The following is a 17,004-nucleotide window of genomic DNA, read 5'->3' as shown; positions in this document are numbered from 1 at the left end:
CACCTGATGTGGGAGGTGATGGGTGACTCCCCGACGCGCCCCGGACGCCCTGCGAGGTCCCGGAGCAGCGGCAGCGGGGCCGGTCAGCGCTGTTGCCGGCCGGCTCTGCCGCTCACGCCCATCCCGCGGCGAGTGGAGCAGACGTGACCGCACCGGACCCTGATGTCCTGGCCATCGACGCCGACGGCCGGCGCACCTCCGGACGAGAGTTCCAGGCACTGGCCGATCAGCACGAGCAACTGACGGCCGCACTGCGCGGCAGCCTGCGGGCCGGCAGCGGCCTGCCCTTCGAGGAGATCGAGGGGCCGTTCAACCAGCTGGCCGAACACCTGCTGCACCACCACGTCGCGGCCGGCGACGGCCTGCGCGTCGCCGGGGACGGACAGGTCGTCATGGCCGACCGGAATCTCGCCGTCGAGCAGCTCAACACCGCCAACGTCCAGGCCAGGCTGTGACCACCGTCACCGACGACCCCGCGGTCGCCGCCGACTTCGGCATCCTGGGCCTCCCTTCCATTCCCGACCCCTCCCCGGCCTACTGGCGAGCCGACACCCTGCGGGCCTTCGCGGACCACCACACCCGGCTCGCCGGCGACGGCGCTCTGGCCTCCCGCCGCGCCGCCCACAACCAGGGCCCCGCCGCGAACGCCGCGGACCAGCACATCAGCGGCCCCGGTGGCACCCTGCCCCAGACCAGCAGCCTCGCCGGCCACTTCAGCCTCGCCGCCGGCATCCACAACAGCGCCGCGCGGTTCGTCCAGCACGGGAAGGCCAGGATCGCGGCATACGCGGCCGCCGCCGCGGCGCTCGCCCTGGCCGTCCCCCAAGTCCGCGCCTGGGTCAGAGCCAGAGCCCAGCGCCTGTATCGACAGTTCCGCAGCATCCTGGCCAAGTTCGGAGAGATCTACCGCAAGCTCCTCGCCAGGATCGCGTCGAGAACGAGCCGGGTCCCCAGCGGCGCCAACCCCGGGGTGGTTGGCGCCGGAACCGGGCGTACGACCGCGATCTCCGCTCGAGAACGTCAGGCCGTCCACCGCCCGCAGCCGTCCGGGCCGCTCGAACGTGACATGCCGCTGCCCAGGCCCGCGGACCTGCGTTTCGAACGCAACGACGAAGGCCTCATCACCGCCGTGAACGGCAAACCCGCACGGGAATTCGTGGAGGAGATGACGTCGGTCAGGTCATCGGAATATCTGGCCCGTCGCGAGCAGGCGACCGACCTCGCCTACTCCCGCGCCAAGGCCGGTCCGGTGTACACGCTGCTCATGGATCGGCGCACGGGCAAGTTGTACGAAGGCCTGAACGACATGTTGCGGCACGTGCCCGACGACCTGCACCCTCTCCTTCGCGAGCGTTACGAGAACTTCGCCCGCTGGGCCCGCGCCAACGGCCCTTTCAAGCATGACGAGGGCTGGCCGGCGGGCGGATTTCCGCACTGGAGCGAGCCGGGCACGCATTCGGAGGTCACCGCGACCAGCCGGGCCCTCTGGGATCGCACGCGCAACGGCGAGACGGTGACGCCCGAGACGCTGCGCGAACTCTATTTCGACAACCGGTTACTGTCCGACCATTATCAGGGCATCGCCGCCCGGCAACGAATACCGTGCTGCGCCAACTGCACGAACTTCTTGTACGACACGCCGAACTCCGCCGGTTACTTCACCCGATATCCCTCCCTGGGCGACAGCCCGCTGGCCGAGTTCACACCACCCTGGGCAATATGACGGTCGGGAACACCATGCGCATCACGATGAACGATCTGGAATACGACCTGGACCAGCGGGTCCGCCATCAAGGCACGCTCTACAGCGGCACCGCGTGCGAGTTCTACGCCGACGGCACGGTCATGACCGAGCAGACCTTCGAGCTGGGCATCCCGCACGGCATCTCGCGCGCCTTCTACCCGGACGGCAGCATCGAGTCGGAGTGGCGGCTCGACCACGGCCGCCGGCACGGCTCGCATCTGCGGTGGCACCCGAACGGACAGCTGGCCGAGGATCAGAACTACGATCATGGGAAGCTCATCTCGAGCCAGGTCTGGCACCCGGACGGGACCCCGGACACCCTGTAGGGCCGGGCGATGAGCTCGCGCGCTGGATGCGGGCTACCGGTGGCCCGCGGGTGGTGCCGCCTCCAGGGACGACTCAAGTCCTCTGTCCTGATCCAGGAAGAGGGCCTGACGTGACTGCCGAAGCTCCCGCGATTGGACTCGAACCAGACTCCCGGTGTCGATCAGTTCACGCTGATTCGGATGCTGGGTCCGGCCAGTGAACTGAGTTCAGACCCGTTCATACTGGTCCACCGCGTGTGGCTCCCGACTTGGCTCCCCTTTAGACGCCCAGCCAATCACGCTCCTGGAAACGCCCCTCCTCAACCTTGCCCGGATTGTCGCCAGCGGTCACTGAAGGCTTGTGGACTTGTTGTCGCGGGCGCGTGCGGCATCCATTGACCGCGCGGGTGGCTGCAGGAACAATCTTGCTCGGACAGCTACCCGAGTCGACCGCATCGGGCGATCACGCTGAGGGACGGTATGTGGACGAGCATCGGAAAACCAGGCAGGAACTTGTCCTGAGGGTGCTCGGCTGGGGCACTGTCGTCTACTTCTTGATCACCGGCTTCGCGCTGGATCAGCATGCGTTGTTCGAGTTGAACCCTCCGCCGTTAGCGGCCCGGCTGTATGAGAAGAAGATCGCCTATGCGGACGCTCTTGAAGGCAAGAGCCGTCAACTGGGTAAGACCGATACGGTCGAGGCCGCGAACCTCGCCATGCAGGCTGCCCAGGTCAGGGCCGAGGTCGACTCTGCCATCCGGGAAGAATCGGACAGCCGTGGCCGGGCTATCGCCCTGATCGCCGGCGGCGTGGCGTTCTCCATCCTGTATCCCTTATTGATCGTGGTCACATACCGCCGAACTGACCCTGACGGCACCTTGGCGGCCGACGACCTTGTTCCGTTGAGGGCGGCTCTGCTATACGGCATTGTGATGAGCGTCGTGACGGCGGCAGCGGCGATTATGACAGCTTACGAGTGAACAGGCCGAATTCGCAGGGTGGCGCATGGGTAGGCATAGGCCGCGCCACTCGGAGTTGCTTGCTCAGAACGCACGCTCAGCCTGAATCCACGGCGTGATTCCGTGTGATTGTTTTCCGGTCCGATTCCTCGACGAGGGTGGATCCCGCAGGTCAGATCCCAGTTCTCGGGCGTGAAGGGACCGCCGCGCGCGGGTCGCGGCTTGTCCGGTGTCCTTCCGAGGCCGGGGGCTGGGTGGATGTGGCGGCAGCGCCGGGTGACCGTCGTGGTCGTCAGGGGGGCGGTGGCCAGGGGTTTCGGCGGGTCAGTCTGGGCGTGTGGCGGGTGGGTCGTGGGTCGCGGTGAAGGCGTTCGTCCAGGCCGTCTGCCAGCGCCAGCGGATGGGCAGGTGGAGGGTGAGATGGCCTTGGTGGCCGGCTCGTCCGTGCCGGGCGATGCGGGCGGGCACGCTGATGAGGTGGCGGCGCAGGGTGGCGCCCCGCGCTCGGGCGTGGAAGGCCGAGGCCAGGCAGCCCAGCGCGCGCAGGACATTGTGAGTGATCGCGGCGCAGGTCAGCCACGCGGCATTGGCGGCGAAGACACCCGAGGGCAGATGGGCGAGCGGACCATCGGTGAGGTCGGCGTTGATCTGCTCCTGCACCGCGTGATCACGGTGCTGCGCCTCGGCCTGGAGCAGGGTATAGGGGCTGTCGGTGAAGATCGGATAATAGCGGTGGGCGGGAAACAGTTCGCCCTGGCCGTCGACGGCGGGCTGCTGGAGCTTCTTGACTCTCCGCACGATGAGCCGGGCTGTCACCCGCTTGCCTTTCTTTCTGGTGAAGGCGGTGTAGGAGGTCTCGGCGACCTCGGCGTCGGACACCCAGCCGCCGTGCCTGCTCATCAAAGACGGCTCGCGGGTATTTGATCGGTGTCCAGGCGCCAGGATCGATGGCGGCGATCGCTGCTTTGACCTTGGGGTCCAGCTTGGCCGTGATCGAAAACCGGGTGTCCTGGGCGCGGCAGGCGGCGACGACCTCCGCGCTGTAGAACGCCGAGTCACCGCGCAGGATCAGGGTGCCGGTGCAGCCTGCTTGCCGGGCGGTGGGGATGGACTCGGCCACCAGCGACTTCGCACCGCGTGCGGAGCCGGTGGCGCCGCCGCGCAGCCGGGTGGCGGCCACCACGGGCGCGGCCAGCGGGGTGGACAAGGTGACGGTCAGCGCATTCAGCCCGCAAACCAGCACGCTCTTGCCCTGGATCTTCGTGTGGCCGAACCCGGAACCCTGCTTGGCGTAGCCGTAGGTGCGGCGCTGCATCGAGTCGATGTCGAGGAAGGCCAGCACGTCGGCACCCGGCAGCAGCCGGGCGTGCGCGGCCAGCCTCACCAGTAACTCGCGCGCGACCCTGTCGAGCTGACGGACGTTGCCCCAGGTGAACGCGCGCAGGAACGAGCCCAGTGTGGACAGGGCGCGGATACCGTCGAAGATCTTGTCCATGCCGCCGTGCCGCAGCAGGTCCAGGTCGTCGATGCTGTCGGCGCCGCAGGCCATCCCGGCCACGATCGAGCCCACCTTCGCCTCCGCGTTGACGCCGTCCGCGGCGCCCAGCCTCACGTGCGCGTCGACCAGCCGCTCCAGACCGCACCGCTCGGCCAGTCGCATCGCCGGAGCCAGCCCGCCGTAGGAGATCACATGCTCATCATCGAAGATCGCCTGCGTACGGGCGGGGGCGTGAGAGAATCGCACTTACGAGGTGTCCTTTGAAACGGGCGGCTGGAAGCGTGAAGAACTCCCATCCTCCCAGCTCAACGGGCACCTCGCGCTATTTCCCGAGCCTCGCCTCAAGATTCACACCGTGGATCCAGGCTCAGCGCGCGTCGCGTCGGGTAATGACCTCTTTGGTGTGAAGCAGACATACCGATTTTGTCAGAGGGCGTTTGCCTGGTGGAGCCCATGTTCGTCACTCGCTTCGTGATAGGACACGAACCAGACAAGATGGCCTTCCATACCAGCCACCTCCACTGGCACGGACATGCGACGCCATCCCGGAGCCGAAGCGCCCCCGCCGGAGGCACGCAGTAAGGCAGCCCCGTGACTGCCTCTGTGTGCGCTGACCAGCTCGACCCGTGAGCAGAACCGTGCGCCCTGCGAAAGCGGCCCTGTCCTCGTCCGCGCCAGCCGACCGGCGTTTTGCGGGTCAGGCATGGAGCCCGAGTGGAGTGCCTGGCCCGCGTCGCGTCGGCGGCGCGTGCGGCCAAGCAGGTCCCTCACGCTGGACCAGGCCGTCACGCTCCTCAAGGCATGCGAGGGGGAGACGTTCGGCTCATACGTCATCACCTCGCTCCTCACCGGCATCCGGCCCGAGGAAGCACGCAAGCTCCTCTGGGAAGCCGTGGATCTGAAGGGAAACCCGCCGTCCATCTCGGTCCTTCGCGCCGATCGAGTCGGCGGGGACACCAAACCAAGAAGTCACGTCGAGTGCTCGCTCTGCCGGCCCTCGTGGTTGAGGAACTCAAGCGACATCGAGCCCGGCAGCACGCTCGACGACTGGCGGCCGCGAGGCATGCGACCACGGCCTCGTCTTCACCCGCGATGACGGGACCATGCTCGACCCCCATGCGCGTCCTGCGCGGCCTACGAGTGATCACCAGAAAGGCGGGCGTCGGGAACCGCCGGAAGGTACGGGAGCTCCGGCACTCCTCCGTCTCGATCCTGAGCGACGGGGATGTCTCGGTGGAGCGCATCGCCGACCTCGTCGGGCACTCGACACCCAGCACCGCGCAGACCGTCTGCCGGCACCAGATCAGGCCGGTCATCGTCCATGGCGCCGAGGCCATGGATGCCGTCTTCGGGAACGGCGACCAACCTGGATAGTGGCGCCCTTGTAGGCTCTCGGAACGACTCAAGCCCCCAGTCCTTGATCAAGGATGAGGGCCTGAGCTTTGCGTCTTCGACGCTACCGAAGCTCCCGCGATTGGACTCGAACCAATAACCTGCCGGTTAACAGCCGGCTGCTCTGCCGTTGAGCTACGCGGGATCGGGCTTCTGCCCACGTCACCGGGGCTTTCGGGCCCCTCCGCCGTGCGCACGACTAGATTAGCGCACTCTGGGAGTGCGTGTCGCATCATAAGCAGGGTAGGCCCGGAGGCAGCGGAGGTGCGAAATGCGTTATCGAATGACATTCGCTGTTGGACTGGCGGTCGGCTACGTGCTGGGCAGCCGGGCAGGACGCGAGCGGTACGAGCAGATCAAGCGGACGGCGCAGCGTGTCGCGGACAACCCCAGGTTCCAGGAGGCCGCCGGAGTGGTCGGCGCGCAGGCGTCGAAGTTCGCCGGGATGGCCAGGACGAGGGTGGGTGACACGCTGCAGCAGCGGATCCCGTTCCTGCACGACAACCACAGACCCGACACGGGCACCGGCTGGCCGGACGACGGCGTCGAGGGCAGGAACGCGAAGGAGACCGGCATCCCCTACTGAGCGGCGCGTGGGCGTGGGGGCCACGGCTCACACGCCCATGCTGCGCCGCACCCCCTCCAGGGCCTGCTCGGCCTGCGCGCGCAGGCCGGGGTCCTCGGGGTCGAGGCCGTCGTCGAAGACGAAGGTCCAGCCCAGCACCTCGCCTCCCGGCCGGCGCCGGGCCACGAGCCGCACGCCGCCCCTGCCCGGCAGGTTGACGTGCTTGTTCACCACGATCGTCGCGTTGACGCGCTCGCGCAGCGTCTCGGGCACCATGCGCGGCTCGGCGATCCGCCCGGCGTGCCATCGGCCGTCGGTGGTGAGCACCCGCACCCCTTCGTCGTCCCACGACGCCCTGTCGATCTCCTCGTACGGCAGGCGCGTGCCGTCGGCCAGGTGCAGGGCGAGGTTCGTGGCCACCACGTGGCCGTCCTCGGAGGGGGTGAAGGTCAGCACCCGCTCTCCCGGCTCCATCGTCAGGGACCTGCGCACGTCGGCGGGCAACCGGCGGAAAATGCTCATTCCATAACGGTATCGGCGAGCAGATCCAGGGTGAGCGCCGCGCTCCAGGAGAAGTCCCGGCACCCGCGCCCGCTGCCGTCGAAGGGGTCGAAGCACTCGCGGAAGCCGGCCTGCCGCACCAGGCGCAGGGTGCCGTGGGTGAGCTGCCGGGCGAGCGGGTCGAGCGAGTGCACGGCGGCGGCCCTGCGCAGCAGCCAGTTGGTGTTCACCCAGGAAGGGCCGCGCCAGTAGCGGGTGCGGTCGAACTGGGCGGCGCGGATCTCGCAACTCGGCACCGGGTAGCCGGTGGCGCCCATGAACCTGGCCGACTCCAGCACCTCGACGGTGGCGCGCACGTGCTCGCCGGGCAGCCACGGGTCGAGCAGCGGCCCGAACCCGCCCACCGTGCACACCTTGATCAGCCGGTCGGTACGCAGGTCCCTGGCGTAGAAGCAGCCGTCCCAGAGGCGCTCGATCATGGCCCGCCGGATGCGCTCGGCCTGCTCGGCGTGGGGCGCGGGATCGGCTCGGGCCAGCGGCGCCAGCTCCGCCAGCGCCTGGCAGGAGGCCAGCCAGATCCCGTTGAACATCGGGTCCTCGATCGCGAACGGATGCTCGTCGCGCAGGTAACCGGCGCTGTATCCGGCGTCGCGGTAGCGCATGGCCAGCCAGACGTAGCGGTCGTGGGCGCTGTCGGGGTGGCGCTCCTCCATGTCGACGTTGCGGTAGCCGTACCTGATCACGGGGAGGGCGGCGAGCGCGTCGTCCCAGGCCGGGCTGTCGTCCATGCCCGACTCCCACGGATGCACGATCGCGGCCAGCCCGGCCCCGCCCAGGTCGCGGGCCGAGGCGAGGTAGTCGTGCTGGGCCACCAGCGCGGGAAACGCCTTCCTGACGAAGGCGACGTCGCCGGTGTGCCGGTAGAGCCACCACAGGGCGAGTCCCTGCAGCGGCGGCGAGGTGAGCCCGGAGGTGAGCACGCGCGGCGCGGCGTCGTGCTCCTGGGAGCGCCAGACGGAGGGTCCTGGGAAGTACGCCTCCCGCGTGTGGAAGACGATGTGCGGCACCATCCCGGTCGCCCACTGCCCGCGCAGCAGGCTGAGCAGCTCTTCGCGGGCCCGGTCGGGCCGGTGCCTGGCCAGGCCGATGACGACGAACGCGGAGTCCCAGCTCCATTGGTGCGGGTAGAGGCCAGGCGCGGGCACGGTGCCCGTGCCTGTCCAGTTCGCCTCGAGCACGGCCATTGCCTCGCGCCCGAGCGCGGCGTCGTCGACCGCCGGCCGCGCCTCCATCACCCAACTATGCCTGGGGATCCCGCGGGAAGCTACTGCGCGGGAACCCGCCGCTCGTCAGGCCCTCTTCGCCCACTTCGCCAGGAACATGACGCCCAGCGCCACGCCACCGATGATCAGGCCCCACTTGAGCAGCGTGAGGGCGAAGCTCACGAGGGGGCCGAGGAGCACGAGCGCGGCGACGACCGCCGCGATGATCAGAAGAATACGTCCCATGTTCGAAACGGTACGAGATCTTTTAAGTCGTTTGCAGGCGACACAGGGTTGAATCAGGGGCAAGTCAGGGGTTCCCCCCACCCCGGAACCAACCGGCACGACCTTCGCGTTGAGTCGGTAAGGAGCACCGGGGCATCGGGGGCCCGCTTCACGGGGAGCGTGATGAGCCTGGGACCGCCCATGAGCAGGGAAGCCGCGGAATACGCGCTGCGTGCCCGCGCGGACGAACGCGACCGGATCTCCGGCGACCTGCTCGATCTCGAATCCCACACCACCTACCAGGTGCTCAGAGGCGCCTCCTTACGTGGGACCACCGAACAACGATGGACGGCGACGCAGGACTCCCTGACCACCCTGTGGCGGCTCAACGACGCCTACCGCGCCGTGCTGCGCCGCGCCGAGCAGATCAGGGCCTCGCGCGCCCGGCCCGGCGCCGAGCAGCTCGCCGCGCTCACCGAGCTGCTCGCGGGCTCCTCCGTCGTGCTGCGGGCCGCCGCCAGGCCGGTCGAGCAGCGTTCCCTCATCCCCCAGGCGGACCTGCGGCTCACCCTCGACGAGGCCGTGACCCGGATGGACGCCGCCTTCCGCGAGGTCACCTCCGCGCTCAACGACGTCGACGCCGTGTGGAACGGCGTGCTGCCTCGGCTCGACGGCGCCGACGCGGACCTGCGCGAGATCCACGATCTCGAGAACGAGCTGGGCGAGAGCGCCGGCCTGACCGTCGAGGCGGGCGAGCTGGCGCGGTTGAGGACCGCGGTGCTGGAGGACCCGCTCGGCGCGACCGTCGAGCCGCACCTCGACCGGCTGGCGCGCCTGCTCGCCTCCTCCCGCGCGGAGCTCGACCTGGCGATCACCGTGAAACGGGAGTTCGCCGCGCGGCGCGAGAACCTGGTGGCCGCCCTCGACCTGGTACGCGCGGCCGAGAGCGAGGCCCGGCTGGCCCACGGCGCGGTCGTCGTCAAGATCGCCCTGCCGCCGCAGGCCCAGCCGCGCAGCCGCGTCGGCGCGCTGGCCGGCGAGCTCGACGCGCTCGACGTCTCGGCCGACCCCTGGGTGGTGAGGGCCAAGCGCCTCGCCCGTCTCGAAGACGACACCCGTGAGGCCGCCGAGCAGGCGCGGACCACGGCGAAGGCGCTCTACGGCCTGATCAGCAGGCGCGACGAGTTGCGCGGGCGCCTCGGCGCCTGCGAGGCGATGGCCGCCCGCAAGGGCCTGGCGGAGGACCAGGCGGTGTTCGAGTCGTTCGCGCGCGCCCACAGATTGTTGTGGAACGCCCCCTGCGACCTGACGAAGGCGGCTGCGGCCGTCGAGAACTACCAGCGCGCGATCCACGGAGGCAAATGATGACCCGCTGCGCGCAGCCCGGCTGCACGGGAACGATCGATGAGGGCTACTGCGACCTGTGCGGCACCGCCGAGAGCCCGCCGCGGGCCGCGCCGGCGCCGGCTTCGGCGTCCCCTGCCGGGCCGGCGCCGGGATCGGCTTCCGGGCCCGCGTCCGCTCCGGTGGTGACCCAGCCGGTGAGCAGGTCGATGAGCGGGCCGACGGGCAGCAGCGGCAGGTCGCGGGCCGGCGTGCTGGCCACCATCGCGGACCTGCCGTCGGTGCCCTACCGCGACCCGGCCACGGCCGTGATGGCCGACCCCGAGGTGCCGGAGAACAAGAGGCGCTGCGCCAACACGGCGTGCGGGAAACCCGTGGGCCGCTCCAGGAACGGCCGGCCGGGCCTGACGGACGGGTTCTGCCCGCACTGCCGCACGGCGTTCTCGTTCACCCCCAAGCTGGGCAAGGACGACCTGGTGGCCGGCCAGTACCGCGTGCTCGGCTGCCTGGCGCACGGCGGGCTCGGCTGGATCTACCTCGCCTCCGACGAGAACCTCGACGGCCGGTGGGTCGTGCTCAAGGGCCTGCTCAACAGCAACGACGCCGAGGCGCTGGCGGCGGCCGAGGCCGAGCGGAAGTTCCTCACCACGGTCGACCACCCCAACATCGTCAAGATCTTCAACTTCCAGCGCTCGGCCGGCCTCGGCTACATCGTCATGGAGTACGTGGGCGGCCAGTCCCTGCACGAGCTGCGCCGCCAGGGCCCCCTGCCGCTGCGCGAGACCCTCATGTACGGCAGGGAGATCCTGCACGCGTTCGGCTACCTGCACGAGCACGGCCTGGCCTACTGCGATCTCAAGCCGGCCAACGTGATCAGGGTCGGCAAGCGGCTCAAGCTCATCGACCTGGGCGCGGTGCAGCCCATCGGCTCGCCGCCCGGCTCGTCGTGGGCCACGGTCGGCTACCACGCCCCCGAGCTGGAGACCCGGCCGACGTCGGTCGCCTCCGACCTCTACACCGTGGCCAGGACCCTGGCCGTCCTGGCGATTCCCGGGTTCAGCCCGGCCAGGGACGACATGGAGGTCCCGCTGCCGGTGGACTGCGGGCATCCGTCGTTCACCCGGCTGCTGCGCAAGGCGACCGCCGCCGATCCCGCCGACCGGTTCCGGAGCGCGTGGGAGATGGAGGAGCAGCTCGTCGGGGTGCTGCGGGAGATCAGCGCCATGGAGGAGGGGACGCCGTACCCGGCGCTCTCGACGTTGTTCGGGCCGGAGCGTACGGCGGTGGGGACGGCGCTGTCGGACACGTACGACGAGGTGTTCGAGCCGCTCGATCCCGCGGCGGTCGCGACGGCCTTACCCGTGCCGCTGGTCGATCCGGCCGACCCGGCCGCCGGAGCGCTGGCCGGGCTGCTCGGCCGCGACGGCGGGACGCTGATCGACCAGCTCGCCGCGATGCCGCAGACGCCCGAGACGAAGCTGATGCGCGCCAGGCTGCTGGCCGAGCGCGGGGCGGACGAGGCGCGCGACGTGCTCGACGAGCTGGCCGCGGAGCTGCCAGGCGACTGGCGGCCCATCTGGTACCGCGGAGTGCTGGCGCTGGCCCTGCGCCAGGAGCAGGTGGCCGTGTCCATGTTCGACGCCTGCCTGTCGGCGCTCCCGGGAGAGCCGGCGCCGAAGCTGGCGCTGGCCTTCGCGCTGGAATACGCGGGCAAGCCGGCCGCCACCTGGTACGAGTGCGTCTGGCGGACCGACCACGCCTACGTGAGCGCGGCGTTCGGGCTGGCCAGGACGGGCCGGATGAGCGTGCTGGACGAGGTGCCCCCCACGTCGTTCTACCGGGTCCCCGCGCAGGTGGCGCTGGCCGCGTCGGTGGTGCGGCGGGCCGACCTGAGCGGGCTCACGGCCGCCGACCTGACGGGCGCGGTCGAGCGGGTGGCCGCCCAGGCCGACCTCGATCCGCGCCGCCGCGACCTGCTCACCGCCGAGCTGCTCGGCGCGGCGCTGACCTGGCTGGAGACGAACAAGCCGCCGGCGAACGGGCAGCTCGCGGGCGCGCCGTTCACCGGGCCGGGGTTGCGCAGGCGCATCGAGTCCATCTTCCGCAGGCTCGCCGCGGCCGCCGACTCCCGCCAGGAGCGCCACGCGCTCATCGACCAGGCCAACGCCGTACGACCGAGGACGTGGGTGTGACGGATCCCCAGGCCATCCAGCACGACACGCCGGGCGCCGCCTGCCCGGTGTGCCAGGCCTCCGTGGTCGAAGGCGACGTCTACTGCGAGGCGTGCGGCCACGCGCTCGGCTCCCCGGTGTGCGCGTTCTGCGACGCCGCGGCGGTCGACTCCGACGGATACTGCGAGCGGTGCGGCCTTCGCCAGCCCACCGAGCGGGACCACGCCGAGATCGTGCTCGTCGGCGGCGCCGCGGGCGTCACCGACAGGGGACTGCGCCGCAGCCGCAACGAGGACGCGATGGCCCTGCTGACCGCCGGCCGCTCGACCGTGACCGTGGTCTGCGACGGCGTGGGCAGCTCGCCCAGGGCCGACGAGGCGTCCGCGGTCGCCGTCGAGACCGCGGCGGCCGCGCTGGCCAGGGGCTTGTCGTCGGAGGAGGCGTTCGACCTGGCCGGGCGGGCGGTGAGCAAGCTCGCCACCTCCGTGCACGACGCCCCCGCCTGCACGTACGTCTCCGCCGTGGTCGAGCCGGGCCGCGTGACGCTCGGCTGGGCGGGCGACAGCCGCGCGTACTGGATCCCCGACGGGACCCCGCTGACCACGGACGACGCCGTGCCGACCGGCGAGATCACCGCCTGGCTGGGCGCCGACGCCGTCGGCGTCCGGCTCAACGTGCGAACGCTCGCCTCGCGCCGGCCAGGACACCTGCTCGTCTGCAGCGACGGCCTCTGGCGCTATCTGGACGGCTACGCCTTCCCTCGCGGGGGCACCCCGCGTGACCTGGCACGCGAGATGTTGCGCCACGCGCTGGACTCCGGCGGCCAGGACAACGTGACCATTGTCGTGATCCCCTTAGGAGAAGCACATGAGTGATCAGGCCGCTTTCACGTTGACCATCGACCAGAACAAGTACCTTCCGCTTGACGGGCGCGAGGTGCACGCCATCCTCACGGTGAGCTCGACCGGCGGCCTGACCACGCAGGCCGTCCCCGCGGAGGCCGCCGAAGTGATCATCGTGGACACGTCGGGCTCGATGAGCGGCTCCAAGATCCGCGAGGCCAGGCAGGCCGCCGCCACGGCCGTGCAGACCCTGCGCGACGGCGTCCACTTCGCGGTGGTCTCCGGCACGGGGAGCGCCAAGGTCGTCTATCCGAGTGGCGGAACGCCGAGCCTGGTCCAGGCGAACCCGGCCACCAGGGCCGAGGCGGCCAAGGCCGTCGACAGGTTGCTCTCGTACGGCGGCACCGCCATGGGCGAGTGGCTGAAGCTGGCCGGGCACCTGCTGTCCACCCGCCCCCAGGCGATCAAACACGCGCTGCTCATGACCGACGGCCAGAACAACGAGCGCGCCGACGTGTTCGCCTCGGTGTTGTCGGCGTGGAGCGGCACGTTCGTGTGCGACTGCCTCGGGATCGGCGCCGACTGGGCGCCCGCCGAGCTGCGCAAGGTGGCCGAGGCGATGCTCGGCACGTTCGACTACGTGCGCGACCAGGCGGACCTGCCGGAGTATTTCCGCCGGCTCACGCAGGCGTCGATGAGCAAGACCGTGGCCGACCTGTCGCTGCGCGTGTGGGTGCCGCAGGCCGCCCGGCTGATGTTCGTCAAGCAGGTCGACCCGGTGCTGCTCGACCTCACCGGCAAGCGCGCCGACGTCAACCCCCTGACCGGCGACTACCCGACGGGCTCCTGGGGCGCTGAGGAGCGCAAATACCATATCTGCGTCGAGGTGCCCCCCGGGCGGATCGGCCAGGAGATCAGGGCGGGCTGGGTCAAGCTCGTGCACCCCGACACCCAGGACGTCCTGGCCAGCGGCAACGTGCTCGCCCAGTGGACCGACGACCTGGCCCTGTCCACCCAGATCAACGGCAACGTCGCCCACTACACCGGCCAGGCCGAGCTGCACGACCTCATCCAGGACGGGCTCAGCGCCCGTGCGATGGGCGACATCGAAACCGCGACGGCCCGCCTGGCCAAGGCCAGAGACCTGGCCGGCGCGTCCGGACGCGAGGACACCGCCAAGCTGCTCGACCGGGTGGTCGAGGTCGATCCGGCCACCGGTACGGCCCGGCTGCGTAAGAACGTGGACAAGGAGGACACGATCGAGCTGGACACCGGCTCCGTCCGCACCAGCCGCCTGCGCAGGGAAGGAAGCTGATGGCGACCTGTCCGCAAGGGCACCCGTCGGGCGCCGACGACTACTGCGACGTGTGCGGCACGCAGATGGCGGGAGCCTCCTCGGCTTCCCCCGCCCCCGCCGCGCCCCAGCCGTCCGCACAGCCGTCCGCACAGCCGTCCGCACAGCCGCCTGCCCAGGGGAGCGCAGGCGCCGAGACCTGCCCGATCTGCCGGACGCCGCGGGCCGGACAGTTCTGCGAGGTGTGCGGCCACGACTACAGCGGCGCCTCCGGCGCCCTCCCGCTCCCCATGACCGGGACCCGCTGGGAGGCCGTCACCGCGGCCGACCGCACCTACTACGAGAAGGTCATCGCCGAGGGCGGCCCCGACGCCGACGCGGTGGCGTTCCCGCCGTACTGTCCTGAACGCTCGTTCGGGCTGCACGGCGAGCAGGTCCGCATCGGGCGGCGCAGCAAGGCCAGGAACCTGGCGCCCGAGATCGACCTCACCGGCCCGCCGGAGGACCCGGGCGTCTCGCACCTGCACGCCGTGCTGCTGGCCCAGCCGGACGGCTCCTGGATGCTGGTCGATCCGGGCTCGTCCAACGGCACGCAGGTGAACGGCAGGCCGCTCCAGGTCAACGTGCCGGTCAGGATCGGCCCGGGCGACCGCGTCCACCTGGGCGCCTGGACCGTGATCACCCTCAGGGAGGGCACGCCGTGACCCTGGCGCAGGCCCGGCCGGGCACCCCGTTACCCGTGGAGCGCGGCGTACCCGGCCGCATCCGGGTCATCTCCGGCATCACCGTCGCCTCGCTGGCGCTGCTGTTCGCGGCGCTCGCCGTCGGCAGCTCGGCGGCCCGCGACGGGCTGCAGGTCATCGGCCGCGACGCCGGCCCGCAGGTCGTCGCCACCGCCGGGCTCTACCTGGCGCTGAGCGACATGGACGCGCAGGTGGCCAACGTCCTGGTGATGGGCGACGGCTATCCCCGGGAGCGCGAGGCCGCGGTCACCCGCTACGAGCAGCAACGTTCCGTCGCCAACCAGGCGCTGCTGAAGGCGTTCGAGCTGTCCGGCGACAACCCGGCGGAGCGGCGGACCGTGCAGTCGGTGCTCGACGCGCTCGGCCGCTACGAGCGGCTCGCCGGGCAGGCGCTGCTGCTCGACGAGCGGTCCGGGCACGCGCCAGGACCGCCGCCGGGCGAGGTGGTGCGGGCCTACCGCGACGCCACCGACCTGATGCGCCAGGTGCTGCTGCCGCAGGCGTACAACCTGACCCTGGAGAACGGCACGATCGTCCGGCGCACCTATGACGAGAAGGCGTTCACGGTGCCTCTGGTGCGCGACGCGGTGGTGGTCGCGGGGGTGATCGCGATCGGCTGCCTGATCTGGCTGCAGATCTTCCTGGCCCGGCGGTTCCGCCGGATCTTCGGGCCCGCGCTGATGGCCGCCACGGTCATCACGGCTGTCGTGCTGGTGTCCGGGGTGAGCGTGCTCGGCCAGGACCTGCGGGCGCTGCGCACCGCCAAGTCGGACGGTTTCGACTCGGTGCTGACCCTGGCCAAGGCGCGCGCGATCAGCAACAGCATGCAGGGCGACCAGAGCCGCTACCTGCTCGACGAGGAGCGGGCCGACACCTACGAGCACACCTACCTCGACAAGTCGATGTCGGTCATCTACTTCGAGGCGGGCAACCTGGACACCTACCACCGCAAGGTGACCACCGGCGCGAAGGACTTCCTCGGGCTGCTCGGCCCCGAACTCGTCGGCAAGCAGGGCAATGACGCGCTGGAGGCCTACCGCGACTTCCAGGCCGCCGACGTGAAGTTCCGCCGGCTGGTGCTGGGCGGCCAGGCCAACGAGGCGGTCGCCGAACGGCTCGGGCCGGTCACCACCACGTTCACCGCCTACGACGAGGCGCTGCTCGAACTCGCCGAGACGCACCAGGGCGTCTTCAAACGCGCGATCGACAGGGGCGAGGGCGCGCTGAACACCCTGTGGTTGCTGCTTCCCTTTGCCATCGGCGCGATCGGCCTGCTGGTGATCGCCGGAGTGTGGCCCCGACTCAAGGAGTACCGGTGAAACGGGCGCTGGCAGTGGTGCTCGCCGTGGCCGCGGTCCTCGTGACCGGCTGCGGCATGAGCGACCAGGAGTCGATCCTGGACAAGGACGAGATCGTCATCGGGGTACGCCCCGACTTGCCGCTGGTCGGGTTCCGCGGGCCCGACGGCCGGTTCGACGGCTTCGACGTCGACGTGGCCCGCTACGTCGCCGGCAAGCTGGACAAGGAGTACACCTTCCTGCCCACGCTGGCGGCCGCCCGCGACGACGTGCTGGTCGACGGGCGGGCCGACATGGTGGTGGCGACGTACACGATCAGCCAGGACCGCAAGGCGAAGGTGTCGTTCGCCGGGCCGTACCACATCTCGTACCAGGACATCCTGACCCGGGCCGACGAGACGATCAAGAACGTGCGCGACCTGGAGGGCCGCCGGATCTGCGAGGTCACGGGCGCGAACGCGGCCCAGCGCGTCGTGGAGGAGCGGAAGGTGGCGGCGCGGGTCGTGCCGTTCCCCGACTACCGGCAGTGCCTGGCGGCGCTGAAGAGCAACCAGGTGGACGCGGTCACCACCAACGACGTCATCCTGGCGGGGCTGGCCGCACAGGACGGCTCGGGGCTGCGGCTGGCCAACGCGCAGTTCAACGAGCAGCGCTCGGGCATCGGCCTGCCCAAGGGCGACGTGCCCGCCTGCGAGGCGGTCAACCGGGCGATCACCGACATGTACCAGGACGGCACCGCCGCGAAGCTGCTGAAGAAGTGGTTCGCCACGTCGGGGCTGGACCTCGACACGATCGCCGTGCCGCAGTTCGAGGGCTGCTCCTGACCAGAGGGCTGCTCCTGGACATGGGCCGGGCCCGGGC

The 17,004-nt window shown here is 70.5% G+C and carries 17 protein-coding genes, 1 tRNA gene and 1 pseudogene; 13 read left to right on the top strand and 6 right to left on the bottom strand.

What is annotated here, in order from left to right; genetic code table 11:
- Nucleotides 1-143: 143 nt before the first annotated feature.
- The 4 genes from ACTWPV_RS02515 to ACTWPV_RS02500 all read left to right on the top strand — a co-directional run bounded on the left by ACTWPV_RS02515 (nucleotide 144) and on the right by ACTWPV_RS02500 (nucleotide 3,029).
- On the top strand, nucleotides 144-455 hold the full coding sequence (locus tag ACTWPV_RS02515) for a hypothetical protein (RefSeq protein WP_443150411.1): 312 nt from the start codon (nucleotides 144-146) through the stop codon (nucleotides 453-455).
- Nucleotides 452-1,723, top strand: a complete 1,272-nt coding sequence (locus ACTWPV_RS02510) for a hypothetical protein (protein ID WP_443150410.1) — start codon at nucleotides 452-454, stop codon at nucleotides 1,721-1,723. Before ACTWPV_RS02515 ends, ACTWPV_RS02510 begins: the two co-directional genes overlap by 4 nt.
- The gene (locus tag ACTWPV_RS02505) at nucleotides 1,720-2,070 is read left to right on the top strand and encodes a toxin-antitoxin system YwqK family antitoxin (protein WP_443150409.1); all 351 of its coding nucleotides are present in this window, start codon (nucleotides 1,720-1,722) and stop codon (nucleotides 2,068-2,070) included. Before ACTWPV_RS02510 ends, ACTWPV_RS02505 begins: the two co-directional genes overlap by 4 nt.
- Before the next feature lie 461 nt (nucleotides 2,071-2,531).
- A complete protein-coding gene (locus ACTWPV_RS02500) occupies nucleotides 2,532-3,029 on the top strand; it encodes a hypothetical protein (RefSeq protein ID WP_443150408.1) in 498 nt (165 codons plus the stop codon).
- 303 nt (nucleotides 3,030-3,332) lie between these two features.
- Here the strand turns inward: ACTWPV_RS02500 and ACTWPV_RS02495 are convergent.
- A pseudogene (locus ACTWPV_RS02495) lies at nucleotides 3,333-4,752 on the bottom strand (IS1380 family transposase).
- An 870-nt stretch (nucleotides 4,753-5,622) separates the two neighbouring features.
- On the opposite strand from ACTWPV_RS02495, the gene ACTWPV_RS02490 reads away from it, so the two are divergent.
- Nucleotides 5,623-5,880, top strand: coding sequence for a tyrosine-type recombinase/integrase (locus ACTWPV_RS02490; RefSeq protein WP_443150407.1), 258 nt, complete (start codon nucleotides 5,623-5,625; stop codon nucleotides 5,878-5,880).
- A gap of 91 nt (nucleotides 5,881-5,971) precedes the next feature.
- Here ACTWPV_RS02490 and ACTWPV_RS02485 read toward each other — a convergent pair.
- Nucleotides 5,972-6,043, bottom strand: a tRNA-Asn gene (locus ACTWPV_RS02485).
- Nucleotides 6,044-6,169: 126 nt separating this feature from the next.
- Here ACTWPV_RS02485 and ACTWPV_RS02480 point away from each other — a divergent pair.
- The gene (locus ACTWPV_RS02480) at nucleotides 6,170-6,484 is read left to right on the top strand and encodes a YtxH domain-containing protein (RefSeq protein ID WP_347641854.1); all 315 of its coding nucleotides are present in this window, start codon (nucleotides 6,170-6,172) and stop codon (nucleotides 6,482-6,484) included.
- 27 nt (nucleotides 6,485-6,511) lie between these two features.
- On the opposite strand, the gene ACTWPV_RS02475 is transcribed toward ACTWPV_RS02480, so the two are convergent.
- From ACTWPV_RS02475 to ACTWPV_RS02465, 3 genes are read right to left on the bottom strand one after another with little or no spacing between them, the layout of a single operon-like run.
- Nucleotides 6,512-6,985 (bottom strand): hypothetical protein, encoded by a 474-nt coding sequence (locus ACTWPV_RS02475; protein ID WP_443150406.1) that lies wholly within the window; start codon nucleotides 6,983-6,985, stop codon nucleotides 6,512-6,514.
- Nucleotides 6,982-8,256, bottom strand: coding sequence for an amylo-alpha-1,6-glucosidase (locus tag ACTWPV_RS02470; RefSeq protein WP_443150405.1), 1,275 nt, complete (start codon nucleotides 8,254-8,256; stop codon nucleotides 6,982-6,984). The genes ACTWPV_RS02475 and ACTWPV_RS02470 overlap by 4 nt, the downstream gene beginning before the upstream one ends.
- Nucleotides 8,257-8,313: 57 nt before the next feature.
- The gene (locus tag ACTWPV_RS02465) at nucleotides 8,314-8,472 is read right to left on the bottom strand and encodes a hypothetical protein (protein ID WP_347620031.1); all 159 of its coding nucleotides are present in this window, start codon (nucleotides 8,470-8,472) and stop codon (nucleotides 8,314-8,316) included.
- Nucleotides 8,473-8,652: 180 nt separating this feature from the next.
- Between ACTWPV_RS02465 and ACTWPV_RS02460 the strand changes: the two genes are divergently transcribed.
- Entirely contained in the window at nucleotides 8,653-9,816 is a 1,164-nt protein-coding gene (locus tag ACTWPV_RS02460; protein WP_443150404.1) for a hypothetical protein, read from the top strand.
- A 46-nt stretch (nucleotides 9,817-9,862) separates the two neighbouring features.
- Here ACTWPV_RS02460 and ACTWPV_RS02455 read toward each other — a convergent pair whose 3' ends face one another.
- Nucleotides 9,863-10,060: a hypothetical protein gene (locus ACTWPV_RS02455; RefSeq protein ID WP_347641850.1), complete on the bottom strand. Its 198-nt coding sequence runs from the start codon at nucleotides 10,058-10,060 to the stop codon at nucleotides 9,863-9,865.
- On the opposite strand from ACTWPV_RS02455, the gene ACTWPV_RS02450 reads away from it, so the two are divergent.
- The 6 genes from ACTWPV_RS02450 to ACTWPV_RS02425 are packed head-to-tail and all read left to right on the top strand — an operon-like array spanning nucleotide 10,047 to nucleotide 16,967.
- On the top strand, nucleotides 10,047-11,987 hold the full coding sequence (locus ACTWPV_RS02450) for a tetratricopeptide repeat protein (protein WP_443150403.1): 1,941 nt from the start codon (nucleotides 10,047-10,049) through the stop codon (nucleotides 11,985-11,987). The two genes, ACTWPV_RS02455 and ACTWPV_RS02450, sit on opposite strands and share 14 nt — an antisense overlap.
- Nucleotides 11,984-12,841 carry a PP2C family serine/threonine-protein phosphatase gene (locus ACTWPV_RS02445; RefSeq protein ID WP_443150402.1) on the top strand — a complete coding sequence of 286 codons (858 nt, stop codon included), beginning with the start codon at nucleotides 11,984-11,986 and terminating at the stop codon, nucleotides 12,839-12,841. Before ACTWPV_RS02450 ends, ACTWPV_RS02445 begins: the two co-directional genes overlap by 4 nt.
- Nucleotides 12,834-14,123 (top strand): vWA domain-containing protein, encoded by a 1,290-nt coding sequence (locus ACTWPV_RS02440; RefSeq protein WP_347641847.1) that lies wholly within the window; start codon nucleotides 12,834-12,836, stop codon nucleotides 14,121-14,123. The genes ACTWPV_RS02445 and ACTWPV_RS02440 overlap by 8 nt, the downstream gene beginning before the upstream one ends.
- A complete protein-coding gene (locus ACTWPV_RS02435; protein ID WP_443150401.1) occupies nucleotides 14,123-14,806 on the top strand; it encodes an FHA domain-containing protein in 684 nt (227 codons plus the stop codon). The genes ACTWPV_RS02440 and ACTWPV_RS02435 overlap by 1 nt, the downstream gene beginning before the upstream one ends.
- Nucleotides 14,803-16,164 carry a hypothetical protein gene (locus ACTWPV_RS02430; RefSeq protein WP_443150400.1) on the top strand — a complete coding sequence of 454 codons (1,362 nt, stop codon included), beginning with the start codon at nucleotides 14,803-14,805 and terminating at the stop codon, nucleotides 16,162-16,164. The genes ACTWPV_RS02435 and ACTWPV_RS02430 overlap by 4 nt, the downstream gene beginning before the upstream one ends.
- Nucleotides 16,161-16,967 carry a transporter substrate-binding domain-containing protein gene (locus ACTWPV_RS02425; protein WP_443150399.1) on the top strand — a complete coding sequence of 269 codons (807 nt, stop codon included), beginning with the start codon at nucleotides 16,161-16,163 and terminating at the stop codon, nucleotides 16,965-16,967. The genes ACTWPV_RS02430 and ACTWPV_RS02425 overlap by 4 nt, the downstream gene beginning before the upstream one ends.
- The last annotated feature ends 37 nt before the right edge of the window (nucleotides 16,968-17,004 follow it).

Origin of the sequence: Nonomuraea sp. KM88 (assembly GCF_052245635.1) — a bacterium.
Taxonomy (GTDB): domain Bacteria; phylum Actinomycetota; class Actinomycetes; order Streptosporangiales; family Streptosporangiaceae; genus Nonomuraea.
This window is presented reverse-complemented; position numbering and strand designations above follow the sequence as displayed.